General features: G+C 68.3%; 16 protein-coding genes. All 16 read right to left on the reverse strand.

Going from position 1 to position 22,708, the window contains the following annotated elements; translation table 11 throughout:
- Positions 1-445 precede the first annotated feature (445 nt).
- Positions 446-1,396 (reverse strand): hypothetical protein, encoded by a 951-nt coding sequence (locus O7615_RS14780; RefSeq protein ID WP_278178145.1) that lies wholly within the window; start codon positions 1,394-1,396, stop codon positions 446-448.
- A 129-nt stretch (positions 1,397-1,525) separates the two neighbouring features.
- A complete protein-coding gene (locus tag O7615_RS14785; RefSeq protein ID WP_278178146.1) occupies positions 1,526-3,028 on the reverse strand; it encodes an IMP dehydrogenase in 1,503 nt (500 codons plus the stop codon).
- 263 nt (positions 3,029-3,291) lie between these two features.
- On the reverse strand, positions 3,292-4,260 hold the full coding sequence (locus O7615_RS14790; RefSeq protein ID WP_278178148.1) for a TauD/TfdA family dioxygenase: 969 nt from the start codon (positions 4,258-4,260) through the stop codon (positions 3,292-3,294).
- Positions 4,257-6,161: an asparagine synthase (glutamine-hydrolyzing) gene (gene asnB, locus O7615_RS14795; RefSeq protein WP_278178149.1), complete on the reverse strand. Its 1,905-nt coding sequence runs from the start codon at positions 6,159-6,161 to the stop codon at positions 4,257-4,259. Before asnB ends, O7615_RS14790 begins: the two co-directional genes overlap by 4 nt.
- 2 nt (positions 6,162-6,163) lie before the next feature.
- Positions 6,164-13,198 carry a non-ribosomal peptide synthetase gene (locus tag O7615_RS14800; protein WP_278178150.1) on the reverse strand — a complete coding sequence of 2,345 codons (7,035 nt, stop codon included), beginning with the start codon at positions 13,196-13,198 and terminating at the stop codon, positions 6,164-6,166.
- Positions 13,192-13,926 (reverse strand): DUF6875 domain-containing protein, encoded by a 735-nt coding sequence (locus O7615_RS14805; protein WP_278178151.1) that lies wholly within the window; start codon positions 13,924-13,926, stop codon positions 13,192-13,194. The genes O7615_RS14800 and O7615_RS14805 overlap by 7 nt, the downstream gene beginning before the upstream one ends.
- Positions 13,927-14,086: 160 nt before the next feature.
- Positions 14,087-15,013 (reverse strand): TauD/TfdA family dioxygenase, encoded by a 927-nt coding sequence (locus O7615_RS14810; RefSeq protein ID WP_278178152.1) that lies wholly within the window; start codon positions 15,011-15,013, stop codon positions 14,087-14,089.
- A gap of 696 nt (positions 15,014-15,709) precedes the next feature.
- Positions 15,710-16,000, reverse strand: coding sequence for a hypothetical protein (locus tag O7615_RS14815; RefSeq protein ID WP_278178153.1), 291 nt, complete (start codon positions 15,998-16,000; stop codon positions 15,710-15,712).
- On the reverse strand, positions 16,000-16,401 hold the full coding sequence (locus O7615_RS14820; RefSeq protein WP_278178154.1) for a sigma factor-like helix-turn-helix DNA-binding protein: 402 nt from the start codon (positions 16,399-16,401) through the stop codon (positions 16,000-16,002). Before O7615_RS14820 ends, O7615_RS14815 begins: the two co-directional genes overlap by 1 nt.
- Positions 16,402-16,566: 165 nt before the next feature.
- Positions 16,567-16,914: an adenosylmethionine decarboxylase gene (speD, locus tag O7615_RS14825; RefSeq protein ID WP_278178156.1), complete on the reverse strand. Its 348-nt coding sequence runs from the start codon at positions 16,912-16,914 to the stop codon at positions 16,567-16,569.
- A gap of 9 nt (positions 16,915-16,923) precedes the next feature.
- Positions 16,924-18,048: a hypothetical protein gene (locus O7615_RS14830; RefSeq protein WP_278178157.1), complete on the reverse strand. Its 1,125-nt coding sequence runs from the start codon at positions 18,046-18,048 to the stop codon at positions 16,924-16,926.
- Entirely contained in the window at positions 18,045-18,719 is a 675-nt protein-coding gene (locus tag O7615_RS14835; RefSeq protein WP_278178158.1) for a class I SAM-dependent methyltransferase, read from the reverse strand. Before O7615_RS14835 ends, O7615_RS14830 begins: the two co-directional genes overlap by 4 nt.
- A complete protein-coding gene (locus O7615_RS14840) occupies positions 18,716-19,462 on the reverse strand; it encodes a class I SAM-dependent methyltransferase (protein ID WP_278178159.1) in 747 nt (248 codons plus the stop codon). The genes O7615_RS14835 and O7615_RS14840 overlap by 4 nt, the downstream gene beginning before the upstream one ends.
- On the reverse strand, positions 19,459-20,574 hold the full coding sequence (locus O7615_RS14845; protein ID WP_278178160.1) for an NAD(P)-dependent oxidoreductase: 1,116 nt from the start codon (positions 20,572-20,574) through the stop codon (positions 19,459-19,461). The genes O7615_RS14840 and O7615_RS14845 overlap by 4 nt, the downstream gene beginning before the upstream one ends.
- Positions 20,575-20,703: 129 nt before the next feature.
- Positions 20,704-21,894, reverse strand: a complete 1,191-nt coding sequence (locus O7615_RS14850; RefSeq protein WP_278178161.1) for a M20/M25/M40 family metallo-hydrolase — start codon at positions 21,892-21,894, stop codon at positions 20,704-20,706.
- Positions 21,895-21,900: 6 nt separating this feature from the next.
- A complete protein-coding gene (locus O7615_RS14855; protein ID WP_278178162.1) occupies positions 21,901-22,689 on the reverse strand; it encodes a helix-turn-helix transcriptional regulator in 789 nt (262 codons plus the stop codon).
- Positions 22,690-22,708: the final 19 nt, after the last annotated feature.

The raw sequence follows: 22,708 nt of genomic DNA on the forward strand, positions 1-22,708 counted from the left end.
ATTCCGGCTGGCTGAGGCCGTTGCAAGGTTCCGCCAGGTCGGCGGCAGTGGGGTTGTTGGCAGTATGCATGGGTCCTTGTCCGGGGCGGTCACGAAGAGTTGAGCAGTTGATCAGGAGGTGCGGGGCGCGAGTCGGGTGGCACCTGAGGGTGGGGCGCCGTCGTGTCTAAGGCGCGGAGGGGTGTCTCCGAGCCGGCGGGTCAGGCTTGGAGGAGAAGCTGTCGGTGATGGCAGGGCATCCCATAGGTGGCGGTGCCGATCGACAGGTGGATGCCTCCAGGCGGCTTCGACGGCCGCCGTGGAGTGTTGCGAGTAAGCGAAGCGCGACGCCCGGGGAGTCTCGCCCGGGCGCAGCAGTTCCCGATGGTGGCGAAGCCGCACGTACCCTTGCGGCGGGTGAAAGGCGCTCACCTGGTCGCCCTGGCGAGTTCCCACGTTACGGAACTCACCTCCCGCCTCGGAGCAGTGTTCTAGCCCAGCCGAAGTAGGCATTGCTCACCTGAGTGCGTTCTGGTTCAGGTAGGGCTGAGTAGCCCCCGAAGCCGCTGCTCCACTCGTTGACGATCGGACCGCTATCGCTTAGGAGCCAGTCTACTTGTAGGCACGATGCGTTGAGGCTTTCGGCGATGCGAACCGTTGCTGCGTTGATGCCTGTGTCTGGCGCTCCGAGTGTGCTGTCTCCGCCCTGACTGATGTTGGAGAGGTAACGTCCTTGGGGTGGCCGGCGATGCTGTGTCGCAACGACCTGTTTGTTGATGACGTAGGCCCTTAGGTCGCCGAAGTTGGGGATGAATTCTTGCACAATGTAGCCCATGCCGGTCTGGGTCGTTACGTCGAGGGTTGTGGACAACTGCTCGATGGTGTTGACTTTTATTACTCCGAACCCCATGCCCATCTCCCGTGGCTTAACGATATATGGTCCCGGCCCGATTTTCTCCTCAATGAGCGGGATTGCTGTGCGGGCGTAGCGACCAAAAGGAACGGCTACGGTAAGTGGTGCGGACAGCCCGAGTCGTGTAGCACGCTGGGCGATGGCGAGCTTGTCTGTTGTCAGGTGTTCCGCTTCTACGAATGAGTGGTTCAGGAGAATCGAGTCACTTTCCCGCACAGTGCGGCAAACCGCCTTAAGGTGGTGGGCGGTCTGCGGGTCCCAGCTAAAGTCGTCGACCTGAAAGAACTGCCTTGTTCGAAGTAGATCCTTGCCTCGATGCCAGAGCTGCGGTTGACCCACGCAGCTCGGTGATAGCTCGTTGACCGGGATGGCGCGGAATTCAAATCCGGCTCTCTTTGCCGCCTCCGAAGAAGCGGCAAAGAAGTGCTCTGTAGCTCTGGCAAGGTAGGCCGGGTCGAAATCGTCGGTTCGATAGATGACGCTGAGCGTTGGTTTGGTGGTCATCACTTTGTCCCTGGCCCTGTGAATGGCCATCTCGGTTCCCGATTTTGTGTCGGAGGTGCAGAGAACGGTACGCCGCCGCCTTGGTGCGGGTCCCTTTTCGGCCTGCGGCGGTCTCGCCATCTCCTGTGGCTACTGGCCCGGGTCGCTTGGGCGGTCGCGTAGATGAATCTCAGACATATTTTGAAGGTAGCTTTGATGTGATACGGGAACCAGCACTGCACTCTCATGGAAGTCGCGGAGGGTCGTTGAGCCGCAGCTGATCATCGTTGCCTTGAGCTTGGTGATAGTCATCGCGACGTTGTCGTACATGCTGCCCGCGTAGGGAACGTATCCGTCGACGCCTTCCTCGAAGACGAGGTGCTGCTCGCCGCCCTGGTCGTAGCGGGACCAGTTGCGGGCACGCTGGGAGCCTTCGCCCCAGTACTCCTTGAAGAGTTGGCCTTTGACTCGAACGAGGTTGGTGGGGCTTTCCGCGAATCGGGCGAAGTAGCGGCCGAGCATGATGAAGTCTGTGCCCAGCGCAAACGCGATTGCCATGTGGTAGTCGCTCAGCAGGCCGCCATCGCAACAGATCGGGATGTAGACGCCGGTTTCTTGGGCGTATGCGTCGCGTTCGGCTACGACGTCTATCAGGGCTGATGCCTGGCCTCTGCCGATTCCTTTCTGGTCTCGGGTGATGCAGATGGAGCCACCGCCGATGCCGACTTTGATGAAGTCGGCGCCTGCGTCGGCGAGGTAGCGGAAGGCTCGACCGTCGACGACGTTGCCGGCTCCGATCGGGGTTCGGTCTCCGAACTCGCCTTTGACGTAGTGGAGCGTGTTGCGTTGCCAGACGGAGTATCCGTCGGAGGAGTCGATGCACAGGACGTCAGCCCCGGCTTGTATGAGGGCCGGCACGCGCTCTTTGTAGTCGCGGGTGTTGATTCCTGCTCCGACCCTGAACCGCTTGCCGCTGTCGATGGTTTCATTCTGGAAGGTTTTGTGGAGTTCGTAGTCCCGGCGTAGGACGATGGACTCCAGACTCCCGTTGTCGGCGACTACAGGAAGTACGTCGAGGCGGTTGTCCCAGATCATGGAGTTTGCTTCGGACAGTGAGATCGAGGGGTCTGCGACGACGAGGGATTTGGTGGGCTGCATGCGCGATTCGACGAAGTCGTTGAGGTTGTGGCGCTTGGGGTGGAAGTCGCGGGTGGAGATGAGGCCGAGGAAGGTCCCGTGGGGGGTGCCGTCGTGGGTGACAACGGCGATGTCGCGCTCTGCTGCCCGTAGGAGTTCGGTGACGTCGCCGAGTGTCGCGGTGGGCGTGGTGTTGATGTCGCTGTGTCGGAACCCGGCTTTGTGTTTTTTGACCTTGCTGACCATCTCCGCCTGGCCGGCCGTGGGTTGGTTGTGGTGGATGAAGCCGAGTCCTCCGCACTGGGCAAGCGAGATCGTCATGCGGGGTGAGGAGACCGCTCCCATGATGGCGCTGACGAGGGGCACGGCGATCCGGATTGGCGATTGTTCGCCGAGGCGGTGCCGTACGAGCGGTGCGCTGAGGTCGACATTCCCGGGTGTGCAGTCCTCGGTCGTGAGGTTCGGAATGAGCAAGTATTCGTTGAGCGTCCGGGAGGTTTCGTCGAGGATTTTCACGCGTTCTCCTTGCTCCGCGAGCTATGTGTGTTGGCGGTTGCGGAAGGTTATCAGTCGGACGCCGGTGGACCGCTGATTGTCCGAGGGTGTTGATGTCACCGCCTGTCGTGCCAGGACGGACGGGGCGAAGCCTCTGCTAATGACATAGTCGAACTGGCACCGCCGGCCCGTCCCTCCCGGTTCGTTGGGGCTGTTGCCGCACCCGCTGGCTGGCGGTGCTCCCTGCCGTTGGGTGGAGGATCAGACAGGTGAACGCTGCCGGACTACTCCTGAAGCGCGGCGAGGGGTTCGCCGGCGATGATCTCGGAGGTGAAGCCATCGGGGCCGCTGGGGCGGTCGCCGAGGACCGTCACCCGGTACATCGTGCGTCGTGCGTCGAGGTGGGACAGGTCGGTGGCGGCGAGGTGGGCGGTTGCGCGGTTGTCCCAGATGGCGATGCTGCCGGGCTGCCAGCTGAATCGGACGGTGTACTCGGGGCGGATGATCTGGGCGAAGAGCAGGTCGAGCAGCTTGCTGCTCTCGGCCGGGCTGAGCCCGGGGATCCGGCTGACGGAGGCGGGGTGGACGAACAGTGCTCGCTCGCCGGTTTCGGGGTGTACCCGGACCACGGGGTGGAGTGAGACTTGGGGGTCGTCGCGGTTCATCTTTCTGATCGCGATGTCCTCGGGGTCGGCGGGGTGGATCTGGCAGCCGGCGAAGAAGGTGTGTTCGGCGCGGAGTCCGTCGATGAGGGTGCGTAGCGGCTCGGAGAGGCCGTTGTAGGCGGCGACGAGGTTGGTCCACTGGGTGTCGCCTCCGAAGGGTGGGACCGTTTCGGCGCGCAGGATCGAGATGGCTGGCGGGTTCACCGCGGGGGTGAGGTCGGTGTGCCAGCCTGCGGTGTAGGTGGTCCACTTCTGGCGGTACCGCTCTTCGAAGTCGCGTCCGTACCGTGCGTCCTCGGCGTCGGGGTCGATGGTGAGGATCTGTGGGAAGCCGTCGGGGTGAGCGCCGTGCTTGTTGCCGGGGCGGCGGGTGAGTTCGCCGAACCGGCGGGCGAAGGCGATGTGTTCGGCGTGGGTCAGTTGCTGGTCGCGGAGGAAGATCACCTTGTGGGTGAGCAGTGCCGCACGGATGGTCGAGATGACGTCGTCGGTCAGCGGCCGGGAGAGGTCGATGCCGTGGATCTCGGCGCCGATATGGCCGGCGATCTGGCGGACGGTGATCCGGTCGGGGAGGGTCTGTTTCGTCACCGTGGTGTCCTTTCGTCGGGCTCTTGGCCGCGGGTATGCGTCGGGCTGATGTGTGGTGGTTGGCGAGGCCGTGTTCGGTAGCTCGTCGTCGGCTGTGGGCTGGCGGGGCCGGGGTGGAGCCGCTGGAGTTTGTGGTGCCATCTCCAGGTGGTTAGTAGCAGCCACAGCGTCTTGGTCGGGAGGACGGACAGCCTGTCGCCGGGCGGCAGGGTGAACAGGTGGTTGACGAGCGGGTCGGCCCGCAGGTCGGCGGCGTGGAGGCGGACGAGCGCGGCGAGACTCCGATGCAGCATGGCCGGTTCGGGGTGGGGGAAGACCTGCTTCGGCCGTGCCAGCAGCGCGGCGGGGAGCGTTGCGGCGAGTGCGGCGCGCAGGACTGCTTTGCCTTGCCGGGTGCGGCGGTTGACGTGGTGCTCGAACGGCAGCGTGAAGCACCACTCGACGAGGTGGTGGTCGAGGTACGGCAGGCGGCTTTCCACTCCGGAGCGCATGCTGAGGCGGTCCTCGAACTGCACGACCCGGTTGAGTTGGGTGTGCACGAGCAGCCGATGCGCGCGTTCCAGCGGGGCGCCGGGTAGGCCGGCGTGGAAGTCGAGGACGCGCTCGTGCATCGGGGCGCGGTGGGCGAGGACCTCGGGGGTGAGCCCGGTGGTCTGCCGGGAACCGGGCAGGGAGTTGATGGTGGTGGCAGACGGCTGGCCTATGTCGAGGACGTGGTTGACGAAGGCGGGCAGGGCGACGTAGCCGGCCATGGTTTCGTCCGCACCTTGTCCGTTGAGTACGACCTTGAGTCCGAGGTTTCGGACCATCCGGTAGTTGTGCGCGATGCTGACGTGCCGGACGTCGTCGCCGATCGCCGCGAGGTCGCAGACCGTGTCGACGTCGTCGAGTGTGACCGTGCTCGGGCGGGCGCCGATGCGGTGGGTGATTCGGCCGGTGTGCGCGGCGAGCAGCTTGCTGAAGCGCAAATCGGCGTCGCCGGTGTCGCGATCCCGCCGGCACCCTCCGATGAGGTGGGTGAGGGTGATGGCGGTGAGCGGGCCGGTGGCTGCGGCGGTGGCGGTGGCGGTGATGGCGCTGGAGTCCAGCCCGCCGCTGAGGAAGACGGCGATCGGGACGTCCGCCACGAGCATGCTAGTCACACTGCGCTGGAACAGGCGGCCCAGTTCAGTGAACGCCGCTGGGGCCTCGGCCAGACGTCGTCCGGCGGACGGGGTGGGGAGCTGCCAGTACGCGTGGGCGGTTTCGGATCCCTGGTGATCGAGGGTGAGGTGGGTGGCGGGCGGTAGGGCGTGGACCTGGTCGACCAGGGTGAGCCGCCGGTCGACTTGGAGCGTGGACGAGCACAGCAGGTGCGAGTAGAAGGCGTCCAGGTTCGGCCGGCGCGGTACCTGTGGGCAGCGCAGGAGAGCTTCGACCTCGGAGGCGAAGACGAGGAACCCGTTGCCGCGGTGGTAGTACAGCGGCTTCACGCCGAGCCGGTCCCGCACGAGGTGCAGTTGCCGGGCGCGGTCGTCCCAGAGCGCGAAGGCGAACATGCCGTCGAACCGGTCGAGGGCGGCAGGCCCCCACTGCTGCCACGCGCGTAGGACGACTTCGGTGTCGGTGCCGGACTGGAAGCGGTACTGACGTTGTAGGTGGCTGCGCAGGTCGGCGAAGTTGTACAGCTCCCCGTTGTAGACGAGCGTCAGGTGGTCTCGGGTCATCGGCTGCGTGCCGTGCTCGGTCAGGTCGAGGATGCTCAGCCGCCGGTGTCCGAGCGTGATCTCGGGACGGTGCCAGACATTCCCGCCGTCCGGGCCGCGGTGGGCTAGGGCGGCGGTGACCGCCCGAATCTCGTCTCCGCCGGGCACGCTGCTGCCGCCGGAGACGAACCGAAGGACGCCCGCGATGCCGCACACGCCTACCGCCCCTCGCCGTGCGGATCCCGCAACGGCGCGCGCAGGTGCTCCTCGATCTTCTTGAGCCCGGGGCCGGTGAGCATCGTCTGGTGGTCACCGGGCACGACTTCGACGTTGACGCACATCCGGGCCAGGTCCTGCCAACCGGCGAGGGCCTCCATCTGGCGGGCAGCGGTCTGCGCGGACAGGATCAGCAGGAGGTTGTGCACTGATCCCTCCGGCCGCCAGGCGGTCAGCGCGGCGTGGTTGCGCACGATGATGTCCAACCGCTGTTGAGCGAGCGTGTGCTCCGGCTCCGGACCGGTCAGACCGAGCTGTTCGGCCAGCACCTGAGCCCGCGCCAGCGGCGGCAGATTCCTGGTCGTGTCGACGGCGGTCACCAGCGTCGAGGGGTTGAGGTGAGGGGTGAGCCCGCTCACCTGCGCCACCAGCGCGGCGGCGTCGCCGGCCCGGTCGAATGGCACGACGGGGTCCAACAGCGTCAGCCGTACGCTCTGGCCGTCCTGCTCTAGCTGGCGGGCGATCTCGTAGGCGATCACGGCCCCGAACGACCATCCGGTCAGCCGGTATGGGCCGGCTGGTTGCACCGAGTGGATCCGGTCGAGGTACGCCGCCGCCAGCATGGGGATGTCTGGGGCGTTGTCGTCGCGGTCGTACGGCAGGCCGTAGCAGTTCTGCTGCGGCGCCAGCGTGCGGGCAAGCGGGGCGTACCAGTCGACGGCGCCCCCGATCGGGTGTACCAGCCAGTGCGGTTGGGCGCTGGCGTCGTACCACCGGTCGGTCAGCGGTACCGCTCGGGCGGTGTGTTCGAGGGAGGCGACGAAGCGGTCGGCGACGGATTCGATGGTGTCGGCCCACACGCCCTCGTCGTAGCTGAACCGCGCCTGAAGCGTGCCCCGATCAACCGCGAAGGTGATATGCAGCGGTGTCGGCAGGACGTTGCTCGGACTGATGGCCTGGCCCGTATCCAGCGGGGAGGAACGCAGGACGCCGCGACCGTTGACGCTCGCGGCCTGCCCGAGATAGTTGACGGTGATTCTCGGTAGGTCGAGCTTGCTGACCAGCGTGCCCAAGGAACTGTCGGGTTCGAGGTAGCGTGCCCGCCCGAACGTGGCCCCGCCTGCGGGTACCTGCGCCAGTTGTTGGCCGAACGCGGCGGCCCAGGCGAGCAGACCGTCGCGCTGTGGCGGGGACAGCAGGACCGGGTACAGGTTCGTGAGCCAGCCGACGACGCCATCGGCCGGAAGATCACCATCTCGACCGTGCCTTTCGACGAAGGTGTACAGACCTGGCCGATCTGATAGCGGCCCGAGTGCCTGGGCGAGCGCGGCGAGCAGGATCGACTCGGTGGTCGAGGAGTACAGGCGCGGCGCGTCGTGCAGGAGGTGACGGGTCGCGTGCGGAGTCAACCTCCGGCTGGCGTGCCGCAACTGCCCTACCGGTACGGGTTCGGCTAGCCGATCGGCCCCGCCGGTGGGCTTAGGCTGGTCGAGCAGGCCCCGCCAGTAGCCGAGTTCCGTATCGCTGGGCGCCGCCGCCGGGGACAGCTCGGGCAAACCCGGTGCGGGCTGGTCGGGCAGTCGTTCGCCGAGGGCCAGCCGCCGGCACGCCGATTCGATGTCCTCGCCGAGGATGTCCCAGGACACGGAGTCGACGATCAGGTGATGTGCGACCAGGTACAACCATCGCTGCGGGCTGCCCGGCATGGTGAACACCACGATCCGGAACAGCGGACCGTGCTCGATGTTGAGGGACCGTTGCAGCTCGTTGAGTTCCTGCGCAAGGAGTTGCTCGGCAGGACCGGACAGCACCCGCTGTTCGACGCGGACGGGATCGTCGTCCAGGAACGCTGCCCAAGTGCGACCGTCGCGGCGGAACCGGGTCCGGAAGGCGTCGTGGCGTGCGATGGTCCAGGCCAGAGCCTCCAGCATCGCCGGCTGCGGGGTGTCTGGAGCGATCTGGTACAGCCTGGCCTGGTTGAAGTGGTGCGGGTTGGCGAACCGCTGGGCGAAGAACCAGCCTTGGATCGGGGTGAGGCCGATCGCCGTGCCCGGCAGTCGGCGTACCGCCGTCGTGCCGGCCGCCGCGCCAACCATCAGCGCTGCGATGGCGTTGACGGTGCGGGCCTGGAGCACCTGCGCCGCAGTCAGGCGCATGCCGTGCGCGCGTGCCCTGGTAGCCAGACGGATGGCTTGAAGTGAGTCGCCGCCCAGGGCGAAGAAGTCGTCGCCGGGGCTCGCCGAGGTACCGAGCACGTCCCGCACGAGGGTGATCAGCCGGGCTTCCCGATCGGTGACGGCCCGCCCTGGTGGCGCCGACTCGGCGTGCTCGTGGGGCGGGGGAAGCCGGCTCGGATCAATCTTGCCGGTCGAGGTACGCGGAAGCTCGGGCAGCACCGTGTGCGAGGCGGGAACCATGTAGCTCGGCAGGCGGTCGGCCACCCAGCCCGGCAGCTGTGTCATCAGGTAGTCGGCCGGCTGATCGGAAGCGACGTAGGCCAGCAGCCGGCCGGGCCCGTCGCTGGGCTGCTGGAGGAGGACGAACGCGTCGTCGACCTGGGGGTGTCGGATGAGGCAGCGCCGTACCTCCCCGAGTTCGATGCGGTACCCGCGGAGCTTGACCTGTTCGTCCAGGCGGCCGAGGATCTCGAACTCGCCGCGGTGGTTCAGCCGGGCCCGGTCCCCGGTGCGGTACAGCCGCGTCCCGGCGAGCGGCCCGCCCTGGGCGATCACGAACCGGTCCAGCGTCAGGCCGGGGCGCTGGTGGTAACCGGCGGCCACCCCGGCGCCGCCGATGTGCAGCTCGCCGGCGCCGCCGAGGGGCGCGAGCCTGCGCTGCAGGTCGAGCACGAACATGCTCGCGTTCGCGACCGGGCGCCCGACGCTGATGCGGCTGACGGCCGACTGCGTCTGCGGATCATACAGACGCGTCGCAGAGTTGAACGCGGTGGTTTCGGTGGGTCCGTACTCGTTGAGCAGGATCGCGTGTGGCAGATGGGCGGCGTGCCCGACTACTAGGTCCAGCGGGCAGGGCTCGCCACCGACCGCGACGAGACGCAGCGACCGTCCCCACCCGTCGGGGCCGCCGACGAGGTGCCGGTAGAACGAGGGCACCATGTTGAGGTGGGTGACCGCGTGCTGCTCGACCAGGTGTCGTAGCGCGTCGGGATCGCGGGTCTCGTCCTCGGACGGCGGGAACACCACCGTGCCGCCGAGCGCGAGGGTCCAGAAGATTACCGAGGTGGCCACGTCGAAGATCGGTGGCAGGGTGACCAGGGTGCGCGGCGCCGCAGCGCCGACGAGTGCGGTGCGGGCCTGGATCGCGGCGGCGGCGTTGCCATGGGTGGCCAGGACCGCTTTCGGGGTGCCGGTCGAGCCGGAGGTGTAGACGAGGTACGCCGCCGATTGCGGGTCGACCTGCGGCCGGGCGGGTGCCGCGACGTGTTCGACGTCCGGCCGGTCGGCCACGATGAGGGGCACGTCGAGCCGCCGTAGACCGGCGGCCGTGGCCGCCGTGCAGACCAGCGCGACGGGTTGGGCGTCGGCGACGAGCAGGTCCACGCGGGCGGGCGGCTGTTGATCGTCAAGGCACAGGTACACCGCGCCTCGGCGCAGGACGGCCAGGCACGCGGCGACCAACTCCGGCGATCTCGGTACGGCGATCGCCACGACCGCCCCCGCGCCCACCCCGTGTTCGGCGAGCTGTTGCTCCAGGTGCGTAGAGAGTTGGTCGAGGTCCTGGTACGTGACCTCCCGGTCGCCCTGCACCACAGCCGTCACATCGGGTTGCCGAGCGATGCTCGCGTCGGCACCGCCGTGCAGCGTGGGGTGCGCCACCGCCACCTGCGCGCCGGTCCCGGCGCGCAGAATGGTGGCGGTCTGATCGGGACCGAGCAGGTCCAGCGCGTCAAGCCGCTGGTTCCAGCTCTCGATCATCACGTCGAGGACGTGGCCGAAGTTCGTTAGCAGGGCCTGCGCCGTGGCCCGATCGAACAGCTCCTCGTCGTACTCCCACAACACCTGCATCCCGCCGTGCGACAGGCCGGACCCGGCCTCGGGCGGATGCGGCACGCACACGACGTTGAGATCGTTCTTCGCCGACCCGTTGTGCTCGATGACGAGTTCACCGCGCAGGTCGTCGACCTCGAACCGGGGTCGAGGGCTGTCGTGGAATGCGAACATCAGCGAGAACAGCGGATTGCGGGAGGCATCACGCGGTAGCCCCAGTCGGCGGACGATTTCGACCAGCGGGAACTCCTGGTGGTCCTGCGCCTGCAAGATCGTCTGCATCGTGTCCGCGACGACCTGCACCACGGTCCGGTCTCCGGCGATGGACAGACGCAGCGGCAGCGCGTTGACGAACATGCCCATCATCGGTGCCGTGTTCGGCAGGCGCCGGTTGGACAGCGCCGACCCGATCACCAGGTCGGCCTCGTCGGTGTGCCGCCAGACGAGGGACGCGAACGCGGCCAAGAACACCGCGAACCGGCTGACCTGATCCTGCGCGCAGAGGGCGTCCACGCTGGCGACGGTCGCTGCGGGTATCTCGGCGCGCAGGCAACTGCCACGGAAGGCTCGCCGCTGCGGCCGGGGTTGATCCGGTTGGAACGTCACGCCCTCGACCGGGCAGCCGTCGAGCGTGCGTTGCCAGAACCGGCCCTGCTGCGCGAAGTCCTCCGTCGTGGTCCACTCCTGGTACCAGCGGGCGTAGTCTCGATACTGGACCGGCAGCGGCGCGAGGTCGGGCTGCCTGCCCTCGACAGCGGTGCGGTAGACCTCCCGGATCTCCCGCAGCCACAGCACCGCCGACCAGCCGTCGTGCACGAAGTGATGCTCGACCTGCAACAGGCTGAACGACGTCGGCGACAGCCGGTACAGGTGCCAGCGCACCAGCGGCAGCGCGCTGACATCGAACCGGCGCCGGGTCTGCCGATCCACCTCTGCGGCCAGAGCCGCGACGCCCAGCGCCTCACCGACATGGGTCAGGTCGACGACATCGACGCAGACCGGCCACGGCTCGTGGACAACCTGGACCGGCCCGTCCGGGCCGTCGTGAAAAGTTGTGCGCAGGATCTCGTGCCGCTCCACGATGGTCGACAGGGCGGCCTCCAGCGCGGGCACGTCCAACGGGCCGGTCAGCCGCAGTGAGCACTGCGCGTTGTAGGCCAAGCTGAGCGGCGCGAGCTGGTGCAGCACCCAGATCTGCTGTTGCTGGGCGCTCAAGGGCGCCGGACCGTGGCATTGCGGCGCGACGACCAGCGGCGGCCGGCTCCCGGGGACCGCGACCCGAACGTGGGCCGCGATCGCCCGAACGGTGGGGTCGGCGAACATGGCGCTGATCGGCACCTCGACGCCGTACCGGCTGGAGATCGTGGCCGCGATCTGGACGAACGCCAGGGAGTTCGCACCTACCTGCGTCAACGGCGTCACCACGCCGACCGCGGAGCGGCCCAGGATGTCGGCGACCTCGACGGCCAGTGACGACTCCAACGGGCTCGCCACCTCGTCAGCCGAGTCACCAGCCGACGCGACCGGCTCCGGCAGGCGCGACTCATCGACCTTCCCGGACGGGGTGCGCGGCAACTCGTCCACGACCACATACGCCGAGGGCTTCATGTAGGCGGGCAGCCGCTCACTCAGGTAAGCGTCCAGACCGGCGGTGTCCCACCCCTCACGATCGCCGCCGCCCGGCTCGGCGACCAGGTAGGCCACGAGGACGACTCCGCGCCCGGCCGTGGCGGCGCGAACGTACGCCTGGACAACCCCAGAATGGGACATCAAGACCGTCTCGACGTGCCCGGCCTCGACGCGGTTACCGCCCACTTTGACCTGCCGGTCGACGCGGCCCAGAAACACGCACTCACCGCTGTCGGTCACCTCGACCAGGTCACCGGTGCGGTAAGCCCGCTGCCCGTCGATCTGGACGAACCGCTGCGCAGTCAGCTCCGGCTGATGCAGGTAGCCCAAGGCGAGGTTCGAGCCGGTGATGCACAACTCGCCCTGATCGCCCGAGCGGACCGGGTTGCCTGCGTCGTCGAGCACGAGGTAGCCGGTGTTGATGATCGGCTGACCGAGCGTCAGCGGCGCCCGCCGGCCGGTCTGCCCGTCGTACACGTGCGCGTAGCTCGACCACACGCACGCCTCGGTCGGCCCGTACTCGTTGTAGAGCGACGTGGCGGGAAGCAGCTGGGCGTGCCGATCGATCAGCACCTCACTCCACCGTTCACTGCCGATCATCACCGCGACCAGCCCGGTCGGCGGCGCGGCGGCGGCCCGCTGCAAGAACGGGGCATACAACGACGCCGCATAGACCAGATGCGTAATCTGCTCGTCGTGTACCAGGGCCAGCGTGGCGCCGACATCGCGCAGCCGCGCATCGCTGACCACCAGCGTGCCGCCCGACAGCAGCGCCCACCACAGCACCCCGGACGCCAGGTCGAACGCGACGGAGTGCACCAGCGGCACCCGCTCCGGGATCCCGTAGGCCACCGTCCGCGCCGCGGTGGAGTTCAGCAGCGCGCGGTGGCTGACCACGACGCCCTTCGGCCGTCCCGTCGAGCCAGAGGTGTAGATCACGTACGCCGGATTCCCGCCGGTCGGCGTGACACCGGCCGGTGGAGCGGTGGGCGTGGAGGCCAGGGCGTCGTAGGTCACGACCAGCGCGCCGCACGCGCGCAGCGGCGCGGCACGGTCGGCCGTGGTGACTACCACAGCTGGCTTGGCCTGCCGGAGCACGTCGAGCAGGTAGTCATCAGGCATGTCGACGTCGAGCGGCAGATAGGCGGCACCGGACCGCACCACCCCGAGCACCGTGCAGACGAACTCGACTGACGCCTCCAGCACGACAGCGACCAGGGGCGTCGCCCCGGCTGTCTCGTGGATCGGCGTCGTCAGCGCTGCGGCCACCGCCCGCGAAGCCTCGTCGACCTCGGCGTATGTCGTCGTCTGGCCGTTGAACCGCAGCGCGGGACGATCCGCGTGAGATGCCACGATCGCCCGCCACCCGCTGCCGAGATGCCCGTCTGGGTCGATCAGCATGGGACCCTCCCCGTCGCGATAGCATCGGCCGCGGCGACGCTGCGGGCCACCCGATCTCGGGTACCCGGAGTGAGCTGCCCCTCGAGGTGCTTCAAGAAGTGCCGCAGGTACTGGACCCGTTCGGAGGGCGCTGTATCTGGCCGGTCGAGAAACATCAGGTCGTGCGGCGTCATGGCCCTCACGGCATACAGCGGTGCCGGCGAGCGCATCACCTGGAAGTGGGAATTGCGGACGCTGGCGACCGTGCTCGACGGATGGAACTCGCCGAGCATGAGACCTCGCTTCACGAACTCCATCCGCAGCGCCCGATGGCCGGCGTCGATGAACCCGGCGGCCGCGTCTGGCTGCACATCGGGGAACACGGCCAGCAGCGCGCCCGAGCGGAAAGCCCGCGGTTCGGTGAAGATCTCGTGGAACAGCGCGGGCAGGTGCAGCCCTTTCTCCACGGCCTCGTTGGTGTCCGATCGGTAGGTGCGGATCGTGACGAGCCAGACGAGGTTCCGCTCCAAGGCGTATCTGAGCCGTGTGCACACGTCACCCGGGCGGTTAATGTCCGGATGCGGAGCCGCCACGAACTCATCGAGCCAACGCAAACAGGACTGGTACGCGGGGTATTGCTCGAACAGCCCCGGGGCGCTTTTGGCGTCGGTGAGTGACCCGTCCTCGAAGGGATAGCGCTCCACCGCGGCATGGGACGCGATCGCCACGCCGGTGGGTAGGCTTACCATCGTCTTCCTCCATGATCGTTCAGGCCGTAGGTCGCTGGGCACGGGCGAGGAGCGCAGAAAAGGGCTTGTGCGGCTGTGCGAGTCACTGACGGCGGATCACTGCGCCGCTGGGAGCGCAGACGCGGGAGAGCGTTGCCGCGTTGGAGCCGTGAGGAGATGTCTAGGCCCCGGGCTCGGTGCCGAACGGCGTTCCGCTGACCAGTTCGGAGACGAAGCCGTCGGGACCGATCGGCCGGTCACCGACGAGCGTGACCCGGTGGAGCGTTCGCCTGGTTCCCGGGTTCAGGTCCGTTGCCGCGATGTGAGCCGTCGACCGGTTGTCCCACATCGCCACCGAGCCCTCCTCCCAGCGGAAGCGGACCGTGAACTCCGGCCTCGTTATCTGAGCGAACAGCAGGTCGAGGATGTGCCTGCTCTCGGCGGGCGACAGCCCGAGGACTCGGCCGGTGCGCGACGGATTGACGAACAGCGCCCGCTCGCCGGTTTCCGGATGGACTCGAACCACCGGATGGATGGCGACCATCGGGTCGCCCTCGATCATGTCGATGATCTCCCGGTCGACCGGGTCATGGTCGACCATCCGATAGCCGGCGAAGAAGCTGTGCTCGGCCCGCAGGGAATCGACGAAGGTCCGCAATGGCTCCGACAGCCCTTCATACGCCGCGACCAGGTTCGTCCACTGGGTGTCGCCACCCACCGACGGGGCCACCTCCGCCCGCAGGATCGAGGCGGCCGGAGGATTGACGGCATGGGTCATGTCCGAGTGCCAGCCCGTGATCGTCGTTGCCCACCGCGTCCGGTAGTGCGCCTCGTAGTCCCGGCCGTAGCGCTCCTCATCGATCTGAGGCGAGATCGTCAAGATTTCCGGATGCGCATTCAAGGCAGCGTTGCTCTGGGTGCGGGAACGACGCGTCAGCTCGCCGAACCGTTGCCCGAGCGTGACGTGCTGGGCGTGGTCCAGGGTTTGTCCGCGGAAGAACAACACCTTGTAGGTCAACATCGCCTTCCGGATTCCCGCCACGACACCGTCGGTCAGTGAGCCGGACAAATCGCATCCCATGACCTCGGCACCGATGTAGCCGGCCACGGGACGTACATCGAGTTGGTCTGCCCTGTGACGGTTAGCAGTAATCGGCGTCGACATGCCTGCCTACCTCTCGAATTTGCGCCGGAACCTTCCCGCAGCATTTGCTTCGCAATCCTGTGGACAGTCGGAGCGAGACGATCACGACGCTTGGTAGCCGACTGCGCTACCAACAATCACAGAGCGGAGCGCGCCCTGGGAATACCGACCTATGGTCCGACCTTGCGTCCCGACCTTTGGTCCGACCTGGCGTTGAGCTGCTCAAACGCGCAGGTCCGCGCTCGGGTCACGTCAAGCCAGTGAAAGTTTTTCGTCTGGGGACGCCCGCCGGGATCATGGGTAGATCAGGGACCGTGAGCAACTCTATCGATATGAATCGTTCCCCGCGCAACGAACAGGGATAGGAGTAATGCCCAATGCTGCGGCGTCAGGGCCGGCCGTTGATGTCAGGATTGGTCATTTGGTTCCCGAGTTGGCGATCTGCGGAGTCGGTCCAGTAATAGAGGCGATGATCGAGTCCCGGCCGGAGCCGCCAACGTTGATGATCGTTGCAGCGATGTGTATTCACGAAGGGCGTCTGGAGGAGGCTTCCTCGGTGTAGCCCGGCAGCAGCACCTGGCGGGGTCGGGCCCAGATGGTGTCCGGGCGGTGCCGTGGGCCGAGTTTCGGCTGGGCGCCCCGACCCTGCCCGCGGCGAGATCAGCGGTCGAGGTCGAGCGCGGCCAGCCGCTCAGTGTCGGCGATCACTTCGATGGCGGCGATCCGCCCGTCGGTGACCGTGAACGCCATTACGGACAGCGGCCGGCCGGCGGCGCTGACCAAGATTCCGGCAGCGCCGTTGACCAGCACTGGCCGGGCGAACGGGGAGAACCGGCCGAGCGTGGTGGCCTGCGCGGCGACCACCCGCGCCGCGGTGGGCATCGTGGAGTGCCGGGCCTGCGTGCTCCCGCCGTCCGAGCGGAGCGCCATGGCGGGGTGCGGCACGGCCATCAGCCGGTCGAAGTCGCCGTCCCGGGCGGCGGGCCTGGAACGCGCCGACACCTCCCGCTGGCGTGCCAGGTCCGGGCCATTAGGGGCGGGGCCCGGCGGCGGGCCCGGCTGGCGAGCTGCCGGGCGGCGGCCGGCGACCGGTCGACCAGCGCGCCGATCTCCTCGAAGGGCGCGCCGAACATGTCGTGCAGCACGAAGGCGAGCCGCTCGGCCGGGGTGAGGGTGTCCAGCACCACCAGCAGCGCCGGCCCGACCGAGTCGGCCAGCACCGGCGGCCTCCGCCGGATCCGCGTCCGGATCGGCGATGTCGGTGGTGCGAGCCGCAACCAGGTCTCCTGCACGGCGTCCTTGGCCTCGCTCAGCGTGCCGAGCATCCAATACGCCGCCGGACGCAACCGCAATGACGAGGAGGGTGATCAGTGTCGCGCGTCAGGGCGGGCAATCCGGCCAGCCTGTTGCTGGCCGCGCGCGTGACTTGCCACCTGCGGGCGGCGGTCGGGCCGCCGGAGCCGGCCCGGTGGCAGCAGCGTGGGCTCGCACTCCTCGGCCGGAGTCTGCGGCGGGTCCTACGTGGTGGTTGGAACGGGTAGGCGGGGCACGTGTTGCTCGTGGGTGATGTCGCCGTTGAAGAGGTTGAGTATGGGTTGGACCGCGGCGGCGGGCGTGGTGTCCGCGCGGCAGGTGAAGACGTCGATGTAGGCGTGTCGGTGTTCGGGCCAGGTGGAGACGGTGATGTGTGACTCGGCGAGGATGAGGACGCAGGTCGCGCCGTGGGGTTGGAAGGGTGCGATGAGTTGGCTGCGGACGGTGCAGCCGAGTCGCTCGGCGGTCTCGCGCATGGCGGTCAGGATCTGCTCGGGGGTGGCGGTGGCGAGACCGCGGCAGTTGGTCAGATCGAAGACGGCGTGGATCACCGGGGCCTCTCAGGCTGCGCGGGCGGCTGGCTGATGGTGGAGCTGGTCGGCGAGGAGTGCGGTGAGATAGTCGACGGTGTAGGAGCGGTGCAGGCGGCGGGGTTCGGTGGCCCATCGGCGTGACTCGTTCCAGAGTGTGTCGAGTATCTGGTCGCCGTGCTGGTCGAGCAGGACGTTGAGGTTGAGGAACCATTCGGGTAGGTCGCTGTAGGTGCCGTTGGCGACGTAGAGGCTCTTGGAGAGTTTGCCGCCGGTGCGGTCGGTGATCAGTGGCGTGAAGACACTGATGGGCCAGTGGTGGACGGGGATACCGAGGGTGGCGAGGCCGGGGGCGAGGACGTGGGCGTGCCAGGCGCCGCCCCAGTCGGCGCCGTCGACGGACACGGAGCAGGCGTCGTAGGTGGTGCGCTCGGCGGCGAGGAGCTGGCCCTTCTGGAGGGATCGGACGGGGGTGTTGGCGTCGTACCAGCCACCCCCGCCGTTGACGGGGATGATCTCGGTGTAGCGGCCGTGGTCGGGGCAGACGCTGTCGAGGTGGACGGTGTCGGGCAGCGCGGTGATGCGTAGGTCCTTGGCGGACTTCTGCATCAGCCGGCAGGCGGGGCAGCGTGGGCGGACGCGGACGATTCCGTCGGTGGGGGCGACGATCGGGGCGAAGTCGTCGAGGCGGCTGGCGATGCGGTGCAGGCAGGCGCGGACAGGGTACAGGTCCTGGTAGGTGGTGTAGGGGCGCACCTCGTACGGGACTCCTGAGCGGTGGTGGGCCCAGTTGAGCAGGCGGAGGAATCCGGTGGTGCGTTCGGTGGCGTCGAGGCGGCCGTCGTCGATGAGGTCTCCGACGGTGCGGGTGTAGGTGTCGCCGTCTCGGGTGATCGTTTCGGCAGGGGCATTTTCGAGGCTGTCGAAGATGACGGTGGCGGGTAGGCCCAAGGCGTCGGCGGCGTGGGCGGCGAAGGCGAACACGGTCAGGATGGTGACGGTGGTGCCGAGATGCGGTACGCCGTTGAGTTGGGCTGCGGTGGTGATGCGTAGCCGGGAGCGACCGGCCGCGGCGGCGCGGAGCAGGTCGGCGTTTCGGTGGGTGAGGTGGGCGATGCCGACGGGGGCGAAGACCAGGTCGTCGCTGGGGCTCATGAGTGTCTCCTTCCGAGGTAGAGCCACAGGCCGGTGAAGTCCGGATCCCCGGTGATCGGAACCCGGGTGAGCAGGTGCGCGTGGACGCCGGTGCTGGTGAACGCGTCGCGGTACAGGCTTTCGGTGAGTGCGACCCGCGTGCCGTCGGGCACGGTGGGGATCCAGTTCGCGCCGGCGCACCAGCCGCCGGGGCGAACGAGGGCGTGGACGTGTGCCCAGCCGGTGAGGAACTGGTCGCGGTTAGGGGTGAGGCCGAGCAGCCCGAACTGGGTGACCAGGTCCACGCTGCCGGGGGTGATGGGCAGGGGGCGGGTGAGGCAGTCGGCGGTGATGGTGGCGGCCAGCGAACGGCAACGGCTGACGAAGTCGTCGGCGGTGCGGTCACATAGCCGCAGGACGGTCTCGTAGGCGGAGCGGGGTGTTTCGGCGGCGGCGTAGCGGGACAGGATGCCCAGGCGGGTGGGATCGTGGTCGACGGCGATGAGGTGTCGGGCGGTCAGGGGGATGGACCAGAACAGCGATTCGGAGCCGGCGCCGAGGTCGAGCCAGGTACGTACGGGTGGTATGCGACCGAGGGCGGCGAGGATCTGTTCGGTACCGAGGCCGGGCGTGAACTGCTCGTGGTAGTAGCGCTGCCAGTAGTCGTCGGCGTCGTGCACCGTGCGGGTCATGACCGGCCGCCCAAGGGCCGGCTCGCCAGGACCTCGCTCAACTGTCCGCGACCGGGCAGGACGCGGTCGAGGGTGAGCCCGGCCCGGGTGACAGTGGCCCGGACGGTCGCGGGATCGAGTACGCGAAGCGCCACGGTCTGCTCGTACGCCGGGTTGCCGTCGCTGGTCAGGGCGAAATCGACGGTGACGGTGTCGCCGCTGCGGTGTTGCCGTCGGCGGCGCACCATCTCTTCTCCGCCAGGACCGGTAAAGCGCCGGTCGATGAACCATTCGCCGTCGCGGTGCGGGTCGTAGAAGCCGCTAACGTCGGTGACGCCGTCAGCGTGCGTCAGCAGGGTTTGGGCGAGGAGCCGGCCGCCGGGTGCGAGGAGCCGCGCGAGGGTGTGCAGCAGGTGGGTGAGGTCACCGTCGTGGGTGAGCTGGTTGAGTGCGCCGTTGGGCACCACGACCAGGTCGACCGGACCGACCTCGGTGCCGAGGTCCTCGACGCGAGCGTGCACGGTGGCCAGGCGTGGCAGGACGGCGGCGTCCTCGGCGGCGGTGCGGAGCATCGCGGCGTTCGCGTCGATGAGCAGCACCCGCGCGTCGACGGCGCGGTAGGCGGGCAGGAAGTGTCCGGTGCCGCTGGGTACTTCGGCCACCCGTATCCCGAAACGCAGGACCGCTGGCAACAGCCTCGGCGGTGTGAGGCCGGCGAGTTCGGCCGCGTAGCACCGGGCGCGGATCGTGTACTGGTCAGTCATGGCGTGATGCCGTAGAACCGGGCGTGCTGACGCAGCACCGGGTGCACCAGCTGCCCGTCGGAGACGATCCGGGCGGCCTGGACGGCATCGTCGTGTCGACCCTGGAGCACGACCTGAGCCAGTCGGAGCAGGTACGGGGCGGCGTTGGCGCTGTAGGCGGTGCTGGCGGTCACCGGGACCAGCGCGGGCAGGGTGTCGATCTTGACGTGCAGGATGCCGCGCACCGCGTGCGGTGGATCGCCAGGCCGCTGTACCGGGCCAGCGGTCGGCAGGTAGCCCGGCCCGTAGCCGCAGGTGACGTCCACGATGACCGCGCCGGGCCGCATCACCGCCAGGTGACTCTCGTCGATCATCGGTGGCGTGTCGTACGTCGAGATGAGGACCGCGCCGATCACCAAATCGGCGGTGCGGAGGCAGGCAAGCAGCGTCGCCCTCGTGTTGACCAGGACCCTCACTCCAGCCGTAGCGGAGGGAAGGTAGTCCTGGCGGGATTTCTCGGTCCTGGTCAGGACCGTGACCTCGGTGCCGAGCGCCGCCGCCGTACGGGCCGCCGCTGCGCCGACGCTGCCGTTGCCGATCACCAGTACGGACGCCGGGGCCACGCCGCGGATCCCGGCGAGGAGCGTGCCACGGCCGTCGGGATGTTGCAGTGCCTGCGCACCGGCGAAGACCGCTTGGGTGCCGGCGATCTCCCCACCGGGGCGGCCGAGGGGAAACCCGCCGTCCTCGGCGACGAACTCGTAGCTCCAGGCAGTCACCTTCGCGGCGAGTAGACCGGTGAGGAGGTCGACGTCGCCCTCGGCGTGGAACAGTGCGCCGATGTGCTGACCGGGCCGCAAGCGCCGCAGGTCTGCCGGGTTCGGGGACTTGTAGCGCAAGACTAGCGGCGCCGACCAGACCTCCTCGGCAGCGGCGAGCCGTGCGCCTGCCTGCTGGTAGTCGTCGTCGGTGAGGTACACCCCGCACCCGATACTTGGCTCGGTGACGACGGTGAAACCGGCGTCGACGAAGGCTTCGGCGAGGGGCGGCGTGAGTAGGGTACGGCGTTCCGTGCCGCTCTCGCGCGGAAAGCCCACGGTCGGTGCGCAACGGCGGGGCATGGTCGAGTCCACCTCCCACTACGGTGCCTGTTGGTAGTGGAACCATCACCTACGGGTGATGTGGGAGGCCAGGTCACAGGTTGTCGCAGCGTTATCGGTTGACTGTCGATGAGGTGGTGACGATTTCGCTGTCGCCGCAGGTCAAGCGATGGGGAGAAGCTCCATGAGCGCGCGGTGGTAGACCGCCTGCACGGGCGTGATCGACTGGATGCGGATGCGTTCGTCGGTGCCGTGCAGGCCGACGTAGTCCACCCCGTATCCGGCGGTCGCTGGGATACCCAGGCCGGCCAGGTAGTTGCCGATGTTCGACGGCCCGGCCACCCGCGGCTGCGGTGCGGAACCGTACCGGCTGGCGGCGCGCAGCAGCGCGGTGAGCAGTGGAGAGGTATCCGGCAGACGGTATGGCGGCCACCGGGTGACGAGCTCCAGGCTCGTCGGCGCGGTCTCCGGCCACCGGGCGTCGATGTCGTCGACCGTGCCGCGTAACAGTTTCTCGGCACCGGCGTGGTCGAAGCTCGGGGTGAGCCGTATATCGATGTTGAGCGTGCACAGGTCCGGCACGACCGAATACCCCTCGCCACCGCTGACCGCGGTTACCGTCACCCTCGGCGGGGGCGGGAACTGTGCCGACGGGCTCCCCGGCAGATCTGCCTCCGCGAGGGCCTGCACCATCGCGGCGGCCTTCACGATTGCGTTCGGCGTGGGCCGGCTACCGCCGGAGTGGCCAGCGACACCATGCACGTGCAGCCGGGCCCGCAGCACACCACGCCCACCGATCACCACGTGCTCCGGCCCCGGGTAGCCGATCATTACCCCGGCGACCGGCCCGGTGGCCGGGTCGGTGAAGTACGCCTTCGCACCCCCGAAACCGCCGGTGTGCTCGTCTACGTCGAACAGCAGCGTGACAGCGCCATGCATCCGCTCTGCGTCTCGCCGCAGGCGGGCACCGATGTGCGCGAAGATCGCCACGGCGGCCTTCGAGTCCGCGCTGCCGCGTCCATGCAACCAGCCGTCGACGACCGCGCCGGACACCGGTGAGCGGGTCCACGCGGTCTCGGCGCCGAACGGCGCGGTGTCCAAACACGCATCCAGCACGTACCGGGGTCCGGGCCGCGCGCCGTGCACCTCACACGCCACGGCCACCACCTCGCCGGACGGCCCGCGCAGACGGCGGGCCGCCAGGCCGTGTGCCCCCAACCAATCCGCGAGGTGATTCACCACCGGTTCGTAGCTGTCGAGCCCACCGCGGCTGGGAATCCTCACCAACTCGCCGGCCAAGTCCATAACCGAGGCGTGGTCGTCGCGCGCCGCTTCCCAGACAGGGTCTGTCACCTGCTGTCACCCCTCACGCACCACGCCCAACGCCTCGACCTCAGCCACCGATTCGATCCGCTGGCCCGCAGCGTACGCCTGCCGGCCGTGATCGAGCAGGCGCGGCGCCGCGGCGCCGCCCAACAGCACACCGCTGTCGAACGCGGAATGCGACGTCAACGAAGGGATCGGCACCACCGCGGCCCGCTCGCTCGCGAGAAAGAACCGCTCCGGCACGCGAGGGTCGACCTCGACGGCCAGATGCAGCGTCTTCACACCGAACGTGCGGTCGTGGGGATCCCGCAGGTCCAACAACCGCAACAGATGCTCTTGCAGCAGGGGATAGCGCGGCGGCCCGTACAGCACGCGGTAATGGATCAGGGACGGACGGGCGACGAGCGCCTCCTCGATCGCTTGCAAATAGGCGACGGACCGCGTTCGCGAGCCGGTCACGATCAGACATTCTTGCGCCTCGGCGACGACTGCCATCATCGCTTCGTGCAACTCGACGTACCGGGCAAGCAACTGCGGAGCGTCGCCGTCTACCGCCCCCAGATGCCGATCCTGGTGAGCGAACAGATCATCGACAGACGCCCCGTAAATCTCACACAGTGTCTTTCGGTGCCCGATGCTGGTGGTATGCCGCCCCAACTCCCAGCCACTGACCATCGTCGCGGTAACCCCGCAGTGACCCCCGGGAGCACGCTGATCCATCTCCTCGACGAGCCGCTCCAGCGTCCACATCCGCGCGAGCCGCGCCCGTCGCAGCGGCGACGGCGTCGACGTGGCTGCCGAACGACGAGCGATAGCGACCACCTCCGAACCGAGCGAGGAG

This window comes from Micromonospora sp. WMMD1082 (assembly GCF_029626175.1).
Lineage (GTDB): Bacteria > Actinomycetota > Actinomycetes > Mycobacteriales > Micromonosporaceae > Micromonospora.